The following is an 18108-nucleotide window of genomic DNA, read 5'->3' as shown; positions in this document are numbered from 1 at the left end:
CGCTGTCCGTCCATGTGGCGACCGCTGCAACCGCTCCGAAAGAGCAGCACCGCTGCGGTGACACGCCCTCTACGGATACCCACCACATCGGTCAAGCGATTCGATGACACTTTTTTTGCCCGGACGCGACGATCGTGCGTCAGCGCCCGCGCTACGCCTGCAAACAGGCTGATCGAGGTGGCTTGAGGGAACGGCGCCGGGCGGCGGCTCATTGGTCGCCCTCCCCCCCCTTACAGGAGCTTGCCGTCATGACCGATCGCCCCACCCCGCCCTATCCCGAACAGCAGCAGCCGATGCCCGGCGCCACCGAGGCGATGGACCCGCGCCCCGATCATGGCGAGGACAGCTACGTCGGCCACGGGCGGCTGACCGATCGCAAGACGCTGATCACCGGCGGCGACAGCGGGATCGGGCGCGCGGTCGCGCTCGCTTACGCGCGCGAGGGCGCCGACGTCGCGATCGCCTATCTCGACGAGCATGACGATGCCGAGGAAACCAGGCGGCTGGTCAAGGACGCCGGGCGCACCTGCGTGCTGATTCCCGGCGACATCAGCGATCCGGCCCATGCCCGCGCCGTGATCGACCGGACCGTCGAGGCGTTCGGTCGCATCGACGTGCTGGTCAACAACGCCGCGCACCAGGCGACCTTCCAGGCGCTGGGCGACATCCCGGACGAGGAATGGCAGCTGACCTTTGCGGTCAACATCCACGCAATGTTCTATCTGTCGAAGGCCGCATTGCCGCACCTGCGTGCCGGATCGTCGATCATCAACACCACCTCGATCAACGCCGACAGCCCCAGCGAGCAATTGCTCGCCTATGCGACCACCAAGGGCGCGATCCACAATTTCACCGCCGGGCTGGCGCAGATGCTGGCCGAGCAGAAGATCCGCGTGAACGCGGTCGCGCCCGGACCGGTGTGGACACCGCTGATCCCCTCGACCATGCCGCCCGAAAAGGTGAAGAGCTTCGGCAGCAACACCCCCCTGGGCCGCGCCGCGCAGCCCGCCGAGCTGGCGCCGCCCTATGTGATGCTCGCCAGCGACGAGGCGAGCTACATCACCGGCGCGACGATCCCGGTCACCGGCGGCCGTCCCTTCCTCTGACACGCCGCCGGCGCCCCGCACGTCGCGCGTGCGGGGCGCTTCTGCTATCGCCGCGCGCCATGGACATCCGCTTCCTGATCCGCGCGGCGCTCCTGCTGCTATCGCTCGCGCCCGCGTCGGCCCTGGCGCAATCCGCGACGCCCGACCCGGCCACGCGTCTCGCGCGCGCCGAGGTCGACGTGCGCACCGTCGATCGTGCGCTCGACGGGCGGGTCGACGACGACACCCGCGACGCGCTGCGCGAGCGCATCATCGCCGCGCGCGTCGCCGCCACCGCCGCGACCGGCGATCTCGCCGAGCAACTGGCGCTGGTCGATGCCAGGATCGCCGGTCTCGGCCCTGCCAGTGCCGCCGAGGCTCCCGATTTGCGCGCGCAACGCCAGCGGCTCGCCAGACAGCATACGATGCTCGATTCGAGCGTGAAGCGCGGGCGGCTGATCGGGGTGGAGGCGCAGCAGCTCGCCGACGAGCTCGACCAAAGCGTCACCGAACGCTTCAACCAGACGATCGCGGCACATGGGCCGTCGCCGGTGTTGCCGGGCTTCTGGCTGTCGGTCGTGCAGGCGCTGCCACGCGACCTACGGCGCACCGAAGGCTATGTCGCGAACGGCGTCGACGCGATCGCCCGGCAGCGTGGCGGCGCGCTGGTGTGGCCGGCGCTGTTCGGGCTGGTCGCCGCGCTGCTGATCGCGGGTCCGGGTCGCGCAGCGGCGCACCGGCTCGCGGTGCGCTTCCTGATCGAGGACGCGCCCGGGCACCGCGTGCGCCGCTCGGCCGCCGCGGTGTGGCGCGTGCTGGTCGGCACCGTCGCGCCGTTCCTGGCGGTGTCGCTGTTCGTCGCCGGCTTGCACTGGTCGCGGCTGCTGCCGTCCGCCTGGGAGTCGATCGCCGAGGCGCTGACGGTCGCCATCACCTATGCCTGTTTCGCCTCGGCGGTGACGGGCGCGCTGCTGATGCGCAATCGCCCGAGCTGGCGGGTCGCACCGATCGCCGACGATGTCGCCAGCGAGCTGCGCCCCTACAGCTGGCTGCTCGCGGATACCGCCTTCGTCAGCTACATGCTGGAGGCGATCAACGACGCGATCGGCACCGGCGCGCCGGTGCGGGCCGCCACGCACGTGCTGGAGATCATCCTTCACCTCGCGGTGCTCGCCGGCGCCTTGGTCGCGCTCGGACGGTTGCGCGCCAACCGCGCCGATGCGGCGGGCGACGCGCCCGCACGCGCCGGGCTGGGCGCGGTCGCGCTGCTGGCGTGGGTGCTGGTGCTGGCGACGCTCGTCGCGCTGCTGCTCGGCTTCCTCGGCTTCGCGCTGTTCGTGATGCAGCTGATCGGCTGGGGTGTCGTGCTCGCCTCGGCCACCTACCTGCTGATGGTGGGCGCCGACGATCTGGCGGTCACGATCTTCGCGCGCGACAGTTCGCTGGGGCGTGCCATGTCGCGCGGGCTGGGCCTGCGCGGCGCGGTGATCGACCAGGCCGGGGTCCTGCTGTCGGGGGTGGCGCGCGTCACGCTGGCGCTGATCGCGCTCGGGCTGTTCTTCGTGCCGTTCGGGGCCGGCGGCGGGATCGGCACGCTGGTGGCGCGGCTCGGCCTCCTGGCGCAGGGCGTGCAGGTCGGCGGCATCGCGGTGTCGCCCGGCGCGGTCGTGCGCGGGGTGGCGGTGCTGTTCATCGGGCTGGCGATGGTTCGCGCGTTCCGCGGCTGGCTGGAGAACAAATACCTGCCCGCCACCGACCTCGACGGTTCGGCGCGCAATTCCGTCGGGCTGGTCGCGCGCTATGTCGGGGTCGCGCTGGCGGTGATCTGGTCGCTCGCCTCGCTGGGGATCGGGGTGGAGCGGATCGCGCTGCTGCTCTCCGCCCTGTCGGTCGGCATCGGCTTCGGGCTTCAGGCGATCACCTCCAACTTCGTCTCCGGACTGATCCTGCTCGCCGAGCGTCCGATCAAGATCGGCGACTGGATCCGCGTCGGCACCGACGAGGGCGACGTGAAGCGGATCAGCGTCCGCTCGACCGAGATCGCGCTCGCCGACCATTCGACGCTGATCGTCCCCAACTCCGAACTCATCACCAAGTCGGTGCTCAACAAGACGCTCGCCGGCCCGCTCGGGCGCATCCAGATCCAGTTCTCGGTGCCGCTGGAAGCCGATGCCGACCGCGTCGCCGCGATCATGGCCGAGGCGTTCGCCGCCGAGGCCGCGGTGCTCGACGATCCGAAATCGGCGGTGTTCGTCGATTCGATCGCCGACGGGCGCATCTTCTTCAACTGCTTCGCCCATGTCGCGTCGCCACGCGCCGCCTATGGTGCGCGCAGCGCGATCCTGACCGTGCTGCTGCGGCGTTTCCGCGCCGAGGGCATCGATATCGGTACAGTCGCGCAACGGATGGAACTCATCGAACGGCCCGGGGATCGAAGTTAATGGCGCTCTAACCACTTCGGGTTAGTCTGGCGCCTCCATGGGGGTGGGGGAAGCAAGGATCGTGCAGGCTGGATTAGGCGGGAGGCTGTACCGCTGGTATGCCGACATGGGCTCCGATCCCCGCCTGGCGGTGGCACAGGCGGTCAACCTGCAACGGCAATTGCCGTTCCTCTACGCGCTGCTGATCGTCAACTCGCTGGCGATCGTCCTGACACATCGCACCGGATTGCCGCTGTTCTCCGGCACGGTCGTCCCCGTCGCGCTGCTGGCGTTCAGCAGCGTCCGGCTGGTCTATTGGGGGCTGCGCGCGCGCAGGACCGCCACCCCGAGCCCGGCGAGCGCACGACGGCAGCTGCGCGTGGTCACGATGCTCGGCGTACTCCTGGCGATCGCCTATGTCGTGTGGGCGCTGACGATGCTCGGGCACGGCAGTGCCGCGCAGCGCGCGCACGTGATGATCTATCTGACGACCACGTCGATCGGGTGCATCTTCTGTCTGGCCGCGCTGCCGCAGGCCGCCTTGCCGGTCGGGCTGATCGTGATCCCCTCGTTCATCGGCGCCTGCCTGCTGCGCCAGGACGTGATGTATTCGGTGATCGCGATCAACGTCGCGCTGGTGCTGACGGTGCTGCTGCGCGTGCTGTTCAACGGCTTCGATTATTTCCGCCAGCAGGTCACCTCGCAGACGCGGCTGAAACGACAGCATGACGAACTGATCCGCCTGAACCAGGAGAACGAGCGGCTGGCGCGCACCGACACGCTCACCGGGCTGCCCAACCGCCGCCGCTTCCAGGACGATCTCGCCGAGCTGGTGGACAGCGGCGCCGCCGGGCCGTTCGCGGTCGGGCTGCTCGATCTCGACCGGTTCAAGCCGGTGAACGACACGTTCGGGCATCATGTCGGCGACATCCTGCTGATCCAGCTGGCCGATCGCATGCGCGCGCTTCTCCACGGCGGCACCTGCTTCTACCGGCTGGGCGGCGACGAATTCGGATTGCTCGTCTCCGGCGACGCACGGATGGCCGGGGCGGTCGGCGCGCGGCTCTGCCAGGCGCTGGAGGAACCGTTTGTGATCGGCGAGCTGACGCTGGCGGTCGGCGGGTCGCTCGGCATCGCGATGTTTCCCGACGCCGGGCACGCCGCGACCGAGCTGTTCGATCGCGCCGATTACGCGCTCTACCATGCCAAGCGCGTGCAGGGCGGCGGCATGTGCGTCTTCACCCACGATCTGGAAAGCGCGATCCGCCGCGACCGCGCGATCGAGGCGGCGTTGCAGGCATGCGTCTTCGACGACGAGCTTCGCCTGTACGGTCAGCCGATCGTCGCCCCGCGCACCGGCCGGGTCGAGGCGATCGAGCTGCTCGCGCGCTGGCACAGCCCGCTGCTCGGCGAGGTCGCGCCGACCGACTTCATCACGGTCGCGGAGCGATCGACGCTGATCCACGGCATCACCCTGTCGGTCTTCCGCAAGGGGCTGGCGATCGCGCCGCTGCTGCCGGACGAGGTCGCGCTGTCGTTCAACATCTCGGCGTGCGACCTCCACTCGCCCGCCACCTTCGCCGCGATCGAGCACGACCTGCTCGCCTCCGGCATCGCGCCGTCGCGGATCTGGTTCGAGGTGACCGAGACCGCGGTGATGCGCGATCCCGCCGCCGCCGCGCGGATGCTGGAACGATTGCGGCGGATGGGAATGAAGATCGCGCTCGACGATTTCGGCACCGGCCATTCCAGCCTCAGCAACCTCCACCAGCTTCCGCTCGACAAGGTCAAGATCGACCGCAGCTTCATCAACGACCTCCAGGCGCAACGCGGCTGGGCGGTGGTCGAGGCGGTGGTCGGGCTGTGCCGCGCACTGTCGCTCGAGTGCGTGGCCGAGGGCGTGCAGAGCGCCGAACAGCTCGAGACGCTGCTGCGGATGGGCTGCGAGCACGTGCAGGGCTTCCTCTTCGCCGAGCCGCTGCCGGTCGAGCAGCTTCCCGAGACGATCCGCATCATCGGTCGCCACGCCGCCTGACGCGTCCGTCCTTCCGGGCGGACGATCCCCGCCCCTCGACATCCGTTCCCCAGCCGCTACCTGACGCCGCCATGTCGGCCCCGCGCTCCTATCGGCTCCTCGCCGCCTTTTCGCTGGCGCATGCCGGGGCGGTGATCGGCTACCTCCCGCTCCTGTCGCTGCTCCTGCCGCTCCGGATGGCGCGGCTGGCGGGCGAGGCGCGGATCGGCTGGCTGACCGTCGCGATCGTCGCCGGCGCGATCGTCGCCAGCACCGGCAACATCCTCTTCGGCTGGCTCAGCGACCGCTCGGTCGCGCGCGGCGGCGGGCGGCGGCGCTGGATCGCGGGCGGCGCGATCGTGCTGGCGATCGCCTATGTCCTCATCGCGCTGGCCGCGACCCCTGCGACACTGGTCGCCGCGATCCTGCTCTTCCAGCTGGCGATCAACGCCGTGCTCGCGCCGATGATGGCGATCATGGCCGACGAGATTCCGCCCGAACAGCGCGGGCTGGCCGGCGGTCTCCTCGCGCTCGGCCCACCCGCCGCCGGCGCGGTGTCGGCGCTGCTCGTGGCGCTATCCGGCCTTGGCGAGCCGTTGCGGCTGGCGCTGCTCGCCACGCTGTCGATCGCCACGCTCGCCCCGCTGCTCGCCACGCGACGACCACCGGTCGCAGCGACACCCGAGCCCGCCGCCGCCCCCCCGCCGGAGCGATTGTGGATCGCCAGCGTCGCGCGCTTGCTGGTGCAGGTCGCGGGCAGCGCGCTGTCGCTCTACCTGCTCTATTATTTCCAGAGCATCGCCGGCGCGATCGCCCCCGCGACCCTCGCCGCGCAGGTCGGCACGCTGCTCACGATCAGCTACATCCTCCCGCTGCCGGTCGCCGTACTCGCCGGCCGCCTGTCGGACCGCACGGCGCACCGCACGCCGTTTCTTTTCGCCAGTGCCGCGCTCGCGACGGCGGGGCTGCTCGGCATGGCCTTCTGGGCGCGACCCGCCCCGGCGGCGGTCGGCTTCATCCTCTATTCGGTCGCCGCCGCCGTCTTTCTCGCGCTGCATCAGGCCTATGCGATCCAGCTCCTCCCCGACCCCCGCCACCGCGGCCGCGACCTCGGGCTGCTCAACCTGTCGAACACCTTGCCGTCGCTGCTCGGCCCGCTGCTGACCTGGACGCTGGCCACCCCGCGCGATTTCACCGCGCTGCTGCTGGTCCTCGCCGCCCTGACGCTCGCGGGCGGCCTCGCGGTACTGCCGCTGCGGCGGCGCGCGGCTCGCAAGACCGAAAAGCTCCGTTCGCACTGAGCTTGTCGAAGGGTGCGTCCCAGGCGCTCCGCCCGGCTCACGCGCCCTTCGGCTGCCTGCCAAGGCAGGCGTTCAGGACAGGCTTCGACAGGCTCGCCACGAACGGGCAAATACTTGAACGCAGCCGGGAGAACCTACCCGCCCAGCGCCTCGACCAGCGCCTGCACCTTGCGCTGCCGCCATTGCGGCGTCGGCGCGACCAGCCAGTAACCGAACCGCGACGGCTGCGCCGCGCCGACCGTCACCACCCGCCCGCTCGCGATGTCGCGCGCCGCCAGCATCTCGGGCACCGTCGCGCGCCCCAGCCCCGCCGCCGCCGCGTCGATCGCGAGGCCGGCGTCGCCGACCCGCACCTGCCCGGCGCCGTCCGCATCCGGCGCGCCCGGCCACAGGATCGCGGTCGGCGCGCCGCCGCCCGGTCGCTCGACCGTCACCAGCCCTTCGCTCTCGATCGCCTCGCCCTCGTGCGTGCCCGGTCCCTCGCCCCAGCGGATCGCCAGGTCGAGGTTCGCCTCGGTGAAGTCCATTCCCTCGTCGGCCGCCACCAGCGCGAAACGCAAATCCGGGTCAGCGCCCGCGATCTCCGCCAGCCGCGGCAACAGCCACTTCTCGGTCACGTCGCGCGGCGCGGCGATCGTCAGCGACTTGGACGATTGCCCCGCCTGCATCGCGCGCACCGCTTCCTCGAATTCGAGGAACGCCTGCCGCAGCGGCGCGAGCCCCGCCTCGCCCTCGGGCGTCAGCTCCAGACCCTTGGTGGTGCGCCGGAACAGCACGACGCCCAGCGTATCCTCCAGCGCGCGGATCTGCTGCCCGACCGCCGCTGGGGTCACCGCCAGCTCGTCTGCGGCGCGCGTGAACGACAGGTGGCGCGCCGCGGCGTCGAGCACGCGCAGGCCGTTCAACGGCAGGTGCGTCCGCTTCACCGCGTCACTCCGCCTCAGCCGGGGCGAGCAGCGTGAAGCGCGGGATCGCGACGTCGAACATCCGCCCGTCCTCCGCAACCATGCGATAGCTGCCCTGCATCGCCCCGCTCGGCGTCGCCAGCGGACAGCCCGAGACGTAGTCGTAGCTGCCTTCGGACTGGATCACCGGCTGCTCGCCGACCACCCCCTCGCCCTCGACCGTGTGGCGCGCGCCGCGCCCGTCGGTGATGATCCAGTGCCGCGTCAACAGCTGCACCGGCCCGGTGCCGTCGTTCTCGATGCGGATGTGATAGGCCCAGAACCACCGCCCGCGCGCCGGCTCCGACTGTTCGGGCAGGTAGCTGACCGCGACGCGCACCGTGACGTCGCCGGTGGTGGCCGCCGCGCCGAACAGCGCCTCCATGCCGGCCGCGCTCACAGCCCGACCTGCCCCAGCGCGCGGTCGAGATCGTCGATCAGGTCCTGGCTGTCCTCCAGCCCGACGTTGAGGCGCAGCAGCCCTTCGGTCACGCCCATTTCCGCGCGCGCCTCCGCCGACACGCCGTAGTGCGTGGTCGACGCCGGATGCGTCATCAACGACCGCGAGTCGCCGATGTTGTTCGAGATGTCGATCAGTTCCAGCGCGTTGAGCAGCGCGTGCGCCTGCGGGCGATCCGCGACCTCGAACGCGAAGATGCCGCCCGCCGCCTCCATCTGGCTCATCGCCAGATTGTGCTGCGGGTGGCTCGGCAGCCCCGGGTGCAGGATCCGCGGCACGCGGCCCTCCAGGAAGCGCCCGACCGCCAGCGCATTCTCCGACTGGCGCCGGATGCGCAGGTCGAGCGTCTCCAGCCCTTTGAGCACCACCCAGGCGTTGAACGCGCTCAGCGTCGGTCCCGTGTTGCGCGTGAACGGCAGCAATGTGTTGTCGATGAAATCCTGCGTCCCGCACACCGCGCCGGCCAGCACGCGGCCCTGCCCGTCCATCATCTTGGTCGCGGAATAGGCGGTGACGTCTGCGCCATATTCCATCGGCCGCTGGAGCGCGGGGGTAGCGAAGGCATTGTCGACCACGCTGGTGATCCCGCGCTCGCGCGCGATCCCGCACACCGCGCGCAGGTCGACCACGTCCATCGTCGGGTTGGCGGGGGTCTCGAAGAAGAAGACCTTCGTGTTCGGCCTCACCGCATCCTCGAACGCCTGCGGGTCGCGCGCGTCGACGGTGGTGGTCTGGATGCCGAACTTGGGCAGCAACGTGTCGACCAGCCAGCGGCACGACCCGAACGCCGCCCGGCCCGCGACGACATGGTCGCCCTGCTGCAACTGGCACAGCAGCACCGCGGTCATCGCCGCCATGCCGGTCGCCATCGTCCGGCACGCCTCCGCGCCCTCCAGCAGCGCGATCCGCTGCTCCAGCATCTCGACGGTCGGGTTCTGGAGCCGCGAATAGGTCATCCCCGACTGCTCGCCCGCGAAGCGCGCCGCCGCATCCTCCGCGCGGTCGTAGCAATAACCCGAGGTGAGGAAGAGCGCCTCCGACGTCTCGCCATATTCCGAACGCGCCGTGCCGCCGCGTACCGCGAGCGTCGCCGGGCGCCAGTGCCGGGTGATCGACCGATCCTGTCCGCTGTGCCGTTTCATGTGCCCCGCTTTGCGCCGCTCCGCCGGTCAGGACAAGTCAAACCGTCAACCGCGGGGCTTGTCGCGCGCGCGCGGCTGGCGCAATCCGGCGCGGATCACGCGGGGACGACATGGGGAAGAACGGGCGGCGATGACGATCTTCGAACGACGCCCCCATCTTCCGGCGCGGCTGCTGATGCTGCTGGTCGCGCTCGCCAGCGAAGCGATCTTCCTTTTCCGCCTGACCGTCCCGGCCAAACCGGTCTTCGACGAGGTTCACTACCTTCCCGCGGCGCGCGCGCTGCTGGCGCTGTCCGGCCCCGCCAACATCGAACATCCGTTGCTGGCCAAGGAGCTGATCGCCGCCAGCATGTTGGCATTTGGCGATGTCCCCTTCGGATGGCGGTTCGCCTCGACCGTGGCGGGCAGCGCGACGGTCGCCGCGGTCTTCGCGCTGACCCATCTGCTCACCGGCCGCGTCCGCGCCGCGCTGCTGGCGACCGCGTTCGCGCTGCTCGGTTTCACGATCTACATCCAGGCGCGGATCGCGATGCTGGACACCTTCCTCGTCGCCTTCCTGCTCTGGGGCGTGGTCCTGCTCGCCAGCGCGATCCACGACGGCAGCGTCAGGAAGTGGAGCGCCGGCAGCATCTTGCTCGGCCTCGCCACCGCCTGCAAATGGGCCGCCGCGCCGTATGTCGCCGCCGCGGCGGTCACCTTCCTCGCGATGCGCCACTATCGACCGCAGCGCTGGCCGGGGCTCGGCACGCTACCCGCGCTCGCCCTGCTCTTCGGGCTGTCGATGGGCGCGTATTTCGCCACCTTCGCGCCCGCCTTCTTCTACGGCAGCGACGCCCTCACGCTCGGCACGCTCCCGCGGTTCCAGTGGGATATGTACCTCCGCCAGACGCAGCGGCTGCCCGCGCACACCTATCAGTCGAACTGGTGGACGTGGCCGCTGCTGATCCGCCCGATCTGGTACCTCTACGAGCCGGTCGACGGTGCGCAACGCGGCATCCTGCTGCTCGGCAATCCGGCGCTGATGTGGGGCGGGCTGGTCGCGGTCGCGGCCTGCTATCACGGCTGGGTGAAGACCGGCGCCGTCCGCCTGCTCGCTCCCGCCGCGCTGTGGACCTTCTCGCTCGCGATCTTCGCGATCATCCCGAAGTCGCTCGGCTTCTATTATTATTACTATCCCTCCAGCGTCCTGCTGTGCGTCGTGACGGCGGTCGCGCTCGATCACTGGCGCACGGCGCTGGGGCGCTGGACCGAGGTATACCTGCTGCTCGTCTTCGGATTGTGGCTCTACTTCCTGCCGGTGCTCAGCGCCCAGCCGCTGGCCAACGCCGCCGCCTTCCACCGCTGGACGTGGTTTCCCGGCTGGGTGTGACGCTCAACGATATCGCCCCCACGTAAACCGCGACGACAGCGCATAATTCCACACCGCACCGACCAGCACGCCCAGCAGCGCCGACCCCGCCCACGTCCCCTGCCGCGCGTCGTGCAGGAACGCCGCGACGCCCACATTCGCCACCGCCCCCACCGAACACACCAGGCAGAACGCCACCCACCCGTCCAGCAACGCGCGCGTCCCGCGCAGTCGCCGGTCGCGATAGGTCAGCGCGTTGTTCAGGAAGAAGTTGAACGTCATCGCCGCAAAGGTCGCGACGATCTGCCCGGTCAGGAACGGAAGGCCGGCGGCGACATACAGCAGCGCCAGCACGCCCATGTGCACCCCCGCCCCCAGCGCCCCGATCATCGAGAACATCGCGAAGCGCACCGGCACCACGCGCCCCAGCCGCCGGTCGTACAGCGCGATCAGATATTCCATCGCCACGACGTGATCGAGCTTGCTCTCCCCCGCCGCGCGCGTGCGGAAGACATACGGCAGCTCGACGAACCGCAACGGGCGCGGCGACGCGCCCATGATGTCGAGCAGGATCTTGAACCCGATCCCGCCCAGCTTCGGCACCAGCCCGCGCAGCACGTCGGTGCGGATCGCGAAGAACCCGCTCATCGGATCGCTCAGTTCGGTGCGTACCACCAGCCCGGCGATCCGCGTCGCCAGCGCCGATTTCGCCACCCGGTCGCGGTCCCATTCCCCGGTCCCGCCCCCCGCGACGAACCGCGACCCGATCGCCAGGTCGAGCGTGGGATCGTCGCGCAGCGCCGCGACCATCCGCGGCAACAGCGTCTCGTCATGCTGGAGGTCGCCGTCCATGATCGCGACGACCGGCGCGGCGGTGGCGCACATCCCCTCGATGCACGCGCTGGACAGCCCGCGCCGCCCGATCCGCTGGATCACCCGCACCCGCCGGTCGCGCAGCGCAAGGTCGCGCGCGGCCTGCGCGGTGCCGTCCGGGCTGTCGTCGTCGACGAACAGCACCTCCCAGTCGAGCCCCGCCAGCGCCGCCTCCAGCCGCGCCACCACCGCCGCGACATTGCCGCGCTCGTTGAAGGTCGGAACGACGACGGCAAGGTCGAGCATCAGCCGCCCGCCCTTATCGCCCCGGCGGACGCCGGGGCCCAGCGGGAGGACGTACGTGGCGGGTCACTCCGCCCGCCCGTTCCCGTCATCCCGGCGAAGGCCGGGATCCACGGTGCCGCAAGCGCCGAAGCCCGCGGGTCTGTGGAACGGTGGACCCCGGCCTGCGCCGGGGTGACGATCGGATCGGACGGGCCTTCGGACAACTGCACGCCCCCCGACCCGAACCTACAGCGCCGCCAGCACCGCGTCGCCCATCGCCCGCGTCGTCGCGCTCCCGCCCAGATCCGGCGTCCGCACCCCGGTGGACAGCGCCGCCGACACCGCTGCCTCGATCCGGTCCGCCGCGTCGCCCGCCGCCAGCGAGTGGCGCAGCATCATCGCCGCCGACAGGATCGCCGCGCACGGATTGGCCTTGCCCTGCCCGGCGATATCGGGGGCGGAGCCATGGATCGGCTCGTACAGCCCCTTGCCCTGCGCATCCAGCGACGCGGACGGCAGCATCCCGATCGACCCCACGCACATGCTCGCCTGATCCGACAGGATGTCGCCGAACAGGTTGCCGGTCACGATCGTGTCGAAGGCGCCGGGATTGCGCACCAGCTGCATCGCGGCATTGTCGACATACATGTGCGTCAGCTCGATCTGCGGATAGTCCGCGGCGACCTCGAGCACCACGTCGCGCCACAGCTGCGACGTCTCCAGCACGTTCGCCTTGTCGACCGAACACAGCTTCCCGCGCCGCTTCGCCGCGGTCTGGAACCCGACATGCGCGATGCGGCGCACTTCGGCTTCGTCATAGCGCATCAGGTCGTGTCCCTCGCGCAGGCCCGCGGCGGTGGTGCCGCGCCCCTTCGCGCCGAAATAGACGTCGCCGTTCAGCTCGCGCACGATCACCAGATCGATCGCGGTCGCCACCTCCGGCTTCAGCGTCGAGGCATCCTCCAGCCCCGCGAACATCTTCGCCGGCCGCAGGTTGGCGAAGGTCGTCAGATGCTTGCGCAGGCCCAAAATCGCCTGCTCGGGGCGCAGCGCCCGCTCCAGCGAATCGAACTCGGGATCCCCGACCGCACCGAACAGCACCGCATCCGCGCGCTTCGCCAGCGCCATCGTCGCCTCGGGCAGCGGATGCCCGCTCGCGCGATAGCCCGCGCCGCCGACCGGCGCTTCCTCGAACGCCAGCCCCAGGTCGAGCGCGTCGAGCACGCGTCGCGCCTCCGCGGTCACTTCGGGGCCGATCCCGTCGCCGGGCAGAATCGCGATGAGCTTGCCGTATGTCATGGCCGCACCGCATGGCGCGGGCCGGCGCGTCACGCAACCGCCCTCTGCAATCGCTCGAGCAGCCGCGCCCGCGCCGCCAGCGGGTCGCGCCGCCGGTCGACCAGCACGTCGCGCGCCAGGAAATGCCCGGTGATCGCCAACGCCGCCAGCACCTCGTCCCAGTCCGCCGCCCCGCCCGCGCTCAGGAATCGCGGCAAGGCGAACAGCCGCGCCTCGTAACCCGCGGCAGCGGCCCGGCTCACGGCTCCGCCGCTCTTCGGGCTGACGAACGCGAGATCGTCGGTCGCCCCGGTCGCGACGCACGCGGACAGGTCGAGCCCGAACCCCAGCTCCGCCAGCACCAGCAATTCGTATCGCGCCATCGCCGCCGCCCAACCGCGCGCACTCGGCGCCGCTTCGATCGCGTCGAGCACGCCCGACAAGGCGTCATGCAGGTGCGGATACGGCTGTGCCTCCGGCAAGGCGGCGGCGGTCAGCGCGGTCAGCCATTCCAGCGCCGCGGCGGGCAACGGCGCGGCATGGAGCGCGGCGCGGCTGTGCACGAGTTCGACGGTCAACGCCGCCAATTGCTCCGCGGTCCGCGCGCGCCATTCGCCGCGGATGACGTTTCCCGGCTGCAACACCGGCCGCAACCCGCGCGAATGACCGCCCCGCACATAGCCCGGCCGCACGCCATCGACCCGCGTCAACGCCCGCGCCACCGCCCCATGCTCGCCATGCGCGCGCACGGAGAGCAGGATCGCGTCAGCGGTCAGGTGCATCCCGCGCCTATCCCGTCATTCCCGCGCCCTTCCGTCATTCCCGCGAAGGCGGGAATCCAGAACCTCTGAAGCGGCGGCTCTATCGCCAGTCCTGCGCGTCTGGATTCCCGCCTACGCGGGAATGACGAGGTGGGTGCAGAGGCCGGGCTCCACCATTCCGCACACGCATCGGCAAAGGCGCCTGCGTTACCGGCGACGGTAGCCGCAAGCCTCACCCCTCACCGCGCATGATAGAAATCGTACACCTGCTGCGCGACGGCCGCGCTCACCCCGGGCGCCTTGCGCAGATCCTCCAGCGACGCATTGCGCACCGCACGGCCCGTGCCGAAATGCATCAACAGCGCCTTCTTCCGCGCCGGCCCGATCCCCGGCACCTCGTCCAGCGGGCTCGCGCCGATCGCCTTCGCGCGCTTCGCACGGTGCGCGCCGATCGCAAACCGGTGCACCTCGTCGCGCAGCCGCTGCAAGTAGAACAGCAGCGGCGCATTCACCGGCAGCGTCAGTTCGCGCCCGTCCATCAAGTGGAACACCTCGCGCCCCTCGCGCCCGTGGTGCGGTCCCTTCGCGACCCCGACCAGACAGACGTCCTCGATGCCGAGGTCTTCCAGCACGGCTTTCGCCGCGTTCAGCTGCCCGCGCCCGCCGTCCAGCAGCACCAGGTCGGGCCACGTCTCGCCGTCGCGATCCGGGTCCTCCTCCAGCGCGCGCGAGAAGCGGCGCGTCAGCACCTCGCGCATCATCGCATAATCGTCGTCGGTCGCAGCCTGCTTGATGTTGAACTTGCGATACTGGCCCTTGCGGAACCCTTCCGGCCCGGCGACGACCATCGCGCCCAGCGCGTTGGTGCCCTGGATATGGCTGTTGTCGTACACCTCGATGCGGTCGGGTGGCTCGCCCAGTTCGAACAGATCGGCCAGTTCGCGGTGCAGCCGCGCCTGCGTCGTGCTTTCCGCCAGCCGCCGTTCCAGCGCTTCCTTGGCATTACGCGTCGCCTGATCGAGCAGCCGCTTGCGCACCCCGCGCTGCGGCACCGTCATCTCCACCTTGCGCCCGGCCTGTTCGGACAGCGCCTGCACCAGCACCTCCGCCTCGGGCAGCACGCGGTCGATCAGGATCGTGCGCGCGGGCGGCACCTCCTCGTAGAATTGCGCCATGAACTGCGTCAGCACCTCGTCCTCGGGCACGTCGGCGGTGTGCGCGGGGAAGAAGCTGCGGTGCCCCCAATTCTGCCCGCCGCGGATGAAGAACGCCTCGATCCCGATCAGCCCCTCGTGGCACGCCAGTGCGAAGATGTCGGCGTCGCCCACCCCTTCGGCATTGATGAACTGCGTGCCCTGGATGAAGGTCAGCGCCTTCAGCCGGTCGCGCAGGATCGCGGCCAGCTCGAAATCCATGTTCTCGGCCGCCGCCTGCATCTGCGCGCCCAGCTTGGCCTGCACGTCGGTCGCCTTGCCGGCGAGGAACTTCTTCGCGTCCCCGACCAGCTCGGCATAGCCGGCCTCGTCGATCCGCCCGACGCACGGCGCGGAGCAGCGCTTGATCTGATAGAGCAGGCACGGCCGGTCGCGGGTCTTGAAGAAGCCGTCGGTACAGCTGCGCAGCAGGAACAGCTTCTGGAGCGCGTTCAGCGTGTTGTTGACGCTTCCGGCGCTGGCGAACGGCCCGTAGTAATCGCCCTTCGCGCGCCTAGCGCCGCGGTGCTTCTGGATGCGCGGAAAGTCGTGGTCGGCGCGCAGCAGGATGAACGGGAAGCTCTTGTCGTCGCGCAGCAGCACGTTGTACGCCGGCCGATAGCGCTTGATCAGCTGCGCCTCGAGCAGCAGCGCCTCGGCCTCGTTGTTGGTGGTCACGATCGTCATCGACCGCGTCTGCGCCACCATCCGCTGGAGCCGCTTCGACAGCCGCTCGACCTGCACGTAATTGCCGACGCGGTTCTTCAGCGCGCGCGCCTTGCCGACGTACAGCACGTCGCCCTTGGCGTCGTGCATCCGGTACACGCCGGGCTTCAGCGGCAGCGTCTTCAACACGTTGCGGATCGCCGCCACCCCGGCCTCCAGATCGGGCGCGTCGGCTCCGCGGATCGCGTAGGTGGCCTTTTCCTCGTTGAAGCGGTCGGGGGGACCGTAGCTGCCTGTCATCCCCCGCGATCTAGGAAGTGCGCGGGGGTGGGGCAACCAGCCGTCGCCCCGGCGGAGGCAGGGGCCCATGTCTGTCGAATGGATCCAACGATCTGACACAAGGAGCAACGCTGATGTGTCAGGCGCCCCAAAGCACGATGCAGCGATAGACCCCTGCCTCCGCAGGGGCGACCGGTCCTTACCGCCCCCCGCCCTTCACCCAATCGGCGATCTTCGTCTCCAGCACCGGCATCGGCAGCGCGCCGGTATCCAGCACCTGCGCGTGGAACGTGCGCGGATCGAAGCGCGCGCCCAGCGTCTTCTCCGCATCCGCCTTCACGCGCGAGATCGTCAGCTGCCCGATCTTGTACGCCAGCGCCTGCCCCGGGATCGCGATATAGCGCTCGACCTCGGCGGTCGCGTCCGTCCGCGACATCGGCGAGTTGGCGAGCATGTAGTCGATCGCCTGGTCGCGCGTCCAACCCTTGGCATGGATGCCGGTGTCGACCACCAGCCGCATCGCGCGCAGCATCTCGTCGTTCAGCCCGCCCATCCGCTGATACGGATCGGTCTCCATGCCCAGCTGCGGCCACAAGGTTTCGGCGTACAGCGCCCAGCCCTCGACATAGGCGGTGTTCCCGCCGAAGCGCATGAACGCCGGCAGCGCCGCATTCTCCTGCGCCAGGCTGATCTGGAAATGATGCCCCGGCACCGCTTCGTGCAGGTACAGCGTCTCCATCTCCCACATGTAGCGCGTCGGCAGGTCGTAGGTGTTGTAATAGAACACGCCCGGCCGCGACCCGTCGGGGGTGCCCGACTGGTAGGAGCCGCCGGCGTCGGTCTTCTCCTTGAACGCCGGCACCGGGCGGATCTCCAGCCGCGTCTTCGGGGTCAGCGAGAATTGCTCGCGTACCCGCGCGTCGACGCGCCGCCCGATCGCCTCATATCCTTCGCGCAGCTGCGCCGCCGAGGCCGGCTGGAACCTTTTGTCGGTGCGCAGGAATTCGAAGAACGCAGGCAACGTCCCCTGGAACCCGACCTTGGCCTTCTGCGCCTCCATCGCCCGCGTGATCCGCGCGACCTCCGACAGCCCGAGCTGATGCACCGCGTCGGCCTTCAGCGGCAGCGTGGTGTTCGACTCGATCAGGTAATCGTAGAGCCTGGCCCCGCCCGGCATCGCCGACAGCCCGACGCTGTCGCGCGCGACCGGCAGGTAATCGTTCTTCAGGAAGTCGCGCAGTCGCGTCTGCGCCGGGTTCAGCACCTCGGCGATCTGCCGCGCATAGGCGGCGCGCAACCGCGCCTGCTCGGCGGCCGGCACCGCCGCCGGGAAGGTCTTGACCGGCCCGTAGAACGGCGACGCCTCGACCCCGCCGGCCAGCAGATTGTCGAGCTGCGCGATCATGTTGCGCACCACCAGCTTGGGCTGGACGACGCCGCTCTTCATGCCTTCGCGGAAGCGCGCGATCGCCGCGTCCAGCTGCACCGCATATTGCGCGTTGCGCTTCAAATTATTGTCGTAATCCGCGACCGTCTTGAACGGCGCCGCGCCCTGTCCCGACGCCAGCTCGGGGTAGAAGGTGTGCAGCCCGAAGAAATGGTCGAGCGGGCGGACGATCTGCAGCGCCAGCAGGTCGGGCGCGAAGCCGCGCAGATTGACCTCGGCCTGCTGCTTGAAGACGTCATAGGCGATCCGAACGACCGGGGTCAGCGCCGCGCGATCGATCGTCGCCAGCGTCGCCAGGTCGCGTTCCGTCGCCGCGCGCTCGGCGGCGAGATGCGCGTCGGAGAAGAAGTCGCCGAGCTGGTCGGCATAGCGCATGTCGCCGCGGAACAGCGCCTGCACCGGATTGCGACGCAGACTGCCCTCGTCGCTGTCGTGGAACAGCTGCCGCAGCCGCACATCGGCGCTCGGCGCGGTGCTGACCGGGGCGGCGGGGGCCTGCGCCAGCGTCGATGCCGCGACGGAGGCGAGCAGCACGGCGGCGGTGATCGAGAAACGCATGGTCGGGCTTCCTTGCTGGCCGGCAGCGGGGAAGCACGGTGCCGACGGCCGGTGAACGGAGGTCGGGCGGCACGGCGACAGGCGCCGGTCGCGCCCGCCCCGGCCAGCGCGGTT

The 18108-nt window shown here is 70.2% G+C and carries 14 protein-coding genes; 5 read left to right on the top strand and 9 right to left on the bottom strand.

The window, feature by feature from the left end; translation table 11 throughout:
* Positions 1-212, bottom strand: a 212-nt coding sequence (locus J2Y58_RS15835) for a hypothetical protein (RefSeq protein WP_310105078.1), incomplete at its 3' end; no start/stop codon positions are given.
* A 36-nt stretch (positions 213-248) separates the two neighbouring features.
* Between J2Y58_RS15835 and J2Y58_RS15830 the strand changes: the two genes are divergently transcribed.
* The 4 genes from J2Y58_RS15830 to J2Y58_RS15815 all read left to right on the top strand — a co-directional run bounded on the left by J2Y58_RS15830 (position 249) and on the right by J2Y58_RS15815 (position 6820).
* Positions 249-1106: an SDR family oxidoreductase gene (locus J2Y58_RS15830; RefSeq protein WP_310105076.1), complete on the top strand. Its 858-nt coding sequence runs from the start codon at positions 249-251 to the stop codon at positions 1104-1106.
* Positions 1107-1165: 59 nt separating this feature from the next.
* Positions 1166-3526 carry a DUF3772 domain-containing protein gene (locus J2Y58_RS15825; protein ID WP_310105074.1) on the top strand — a complete coding sequence of 787 codons (2361 nt, stop codon included), beginning with the start codon at positions 1166-1168 and terminating at the stop codon, positions 3524-3526.
* Between the two features lie 61 nt (positions 3527-3587).
* Positions 3588-5540, top strand: coding sequence for an EAL domain-containing protein (locus J2Y58_RS15820; protein WP_310105071.1), 1953 nt, complete (start codon positions 3588-3590; stop codon positions 5538-5540).
* Between the two features lie 71 nt (positions 5541-5611).
* Positions 5612-6820, top strand: a complete 1209-nt coding sequence (locus tag J2Y58_RS15815) for an MFS transporter (RefSeq protein ID WP_310105068.1) — start codon at positions 5612-5614, stop codon at positions 6818-6820.
* Positions 6821-6954: 134 nt separating this feature from the next.
* On the opposite strand, the gene J2Y58_RS15810 is transcribed toward J2Y58_RS15815, so the two are convergent.
* Genes J2Y58_RS15810 through J2Y58_RS15800 form a run of 3 tightly spaced genes read right to left on the bottom strand, consistent with a single transcriptional unit; the run spans position 6955 to position 9366 of the window.
* On the bottom strand, positions 6955-7746 hold the full coding sequence (locus tag J2Y58_RS15810) for a LysR family transcriptional regulator (RefSeq protein WP_310105065.1): 792 nt from the start codon (positions 7744-7746) through the stop codon (positions 6955-6957).
* Positions 7747-7750: 4 nt separating this feature from the next.
* On the bottom strand, positions 7751-8149 hold the full coding sequence (apaG, locus tag J2Y58_RS15805) for a Co2+/Mg2+ efflux protein ApaG (RefSeq protein ID WP_310105084.1): 399 nt from the start codon (positions 8147-8149) through the stop codon (positions 7751-7753).
* Between the two features lie 11 nt (positions 8150-8160).
* On the bottom strand, positions 8161-9366 hold the full coding sequence (locus tag J2Y58_RS15800; protein WP_310105063.1) for an aminotransferase class I/II-fold pyridoxal phosphate-dependent enzyme: 1206 nt from the start codon (positions 9364-9366) through the stop codon (positions 8161-8163).
* Between the two features lie 130 nt (positions 9367-9496).
* Between J2Y58_RS15800 and J2Y58_RS15795 the strand changes: the two genes are divergently transcribed.
* Positions 9497-10735, top strand: coding sequence for a glycosyltransferase family 39 protein (locus J2Y58_RS15795; protein WP_310105060.1), 1239 nt, complete (start codon positions 9497-9499; stop codon positions 10733-10735).
* A gap of 3 nt (positions 10736-10738) precedes the next feature.
* Here the strand turns inward: J2Y58_RS15795 and J2Y58_RS15790 are convergent, their stop codons facing one another.
* The 5 genes from J2Y58_RS15790 to J2Y58_RS15770 all read right to left on the bottom strand — a co-directional run bounded on the left by J2Y58_RS15790 (position 10739) and on the right by J2Y58_RS15770 (position 17994).
* Complete coding sequence (locus J2Y58_RS15790; protein WP_310105057.1) at positions 10739-11833, bottom strand: glycosyltransferase family 2 protein; 1095 nt, start codon at positions 11831-11833, stop codon at positions 10739-10741.
* Positions 11834-12058: 225 nt separating this feature from the next.
* On the bottom strand, positions 12059-13111 hold the full coding sequence (gene leuB / locus J2Y58_RS15785; protein WP_310105054.1) for a 3-isopropylmalate dehydrogenase: 1053 nt from the start codon (positions 13109-13111) through the stop codon (positions 12059-12061).
* 29 nt (positions 13112-13140) lie between these two features.
* Positions 13141-13872, bottom strand: coding sequence for a DNA repair protein RecO (gene recO, locus J2Y58_RS15780; protein WP_310105052.1), 732 nt, complete (start codon positions 13870-13872; stop codon positions 13141-13143).
* A gap of 218 nt (positions 13873-14090) precedes the next feature.
* Positions 14091-16010, bottom strand: coding sequence for an excinuclease ABC subunit UvrC (gene uvrC, locus J2Y58_RS15775; protein ID WP_310105049.1), 1920 nt, complete (start codon positions 16008-16010; stop codon positions 14091-14093).
* A gap of 178 nt (positions 16011-16188) precedes the next feature.
* The gene (locus J2Y58_RS15770) at positions 16189-17994 is read right to left on the bottom strand and encodes a DUF885 domain-containing protein (protein ID WP_310105046.1); all 1806 of its coding nucleotides are present in this window, start codon (positions 17992-17994) and stop codon (positions 16189-16191) included.
* Positions 17995-18108: the final 114 nt, after the last annotated feature.

The sequence above is a fragment of the Sphingomonas sp. BE138 genome, from assembly GCF_031456125.1.
Lineage (GTDB): Bacteria > Pseudomonadota > Alphaproteobacteria > Sphingomonadales > Sphingomonadaceae > Sphingomonas.
The sequence above is the reverse complement of the archived record's forward strand: the minus strand, read 5'-3'. Positions and strand labels throughout refer to the sequence as shown.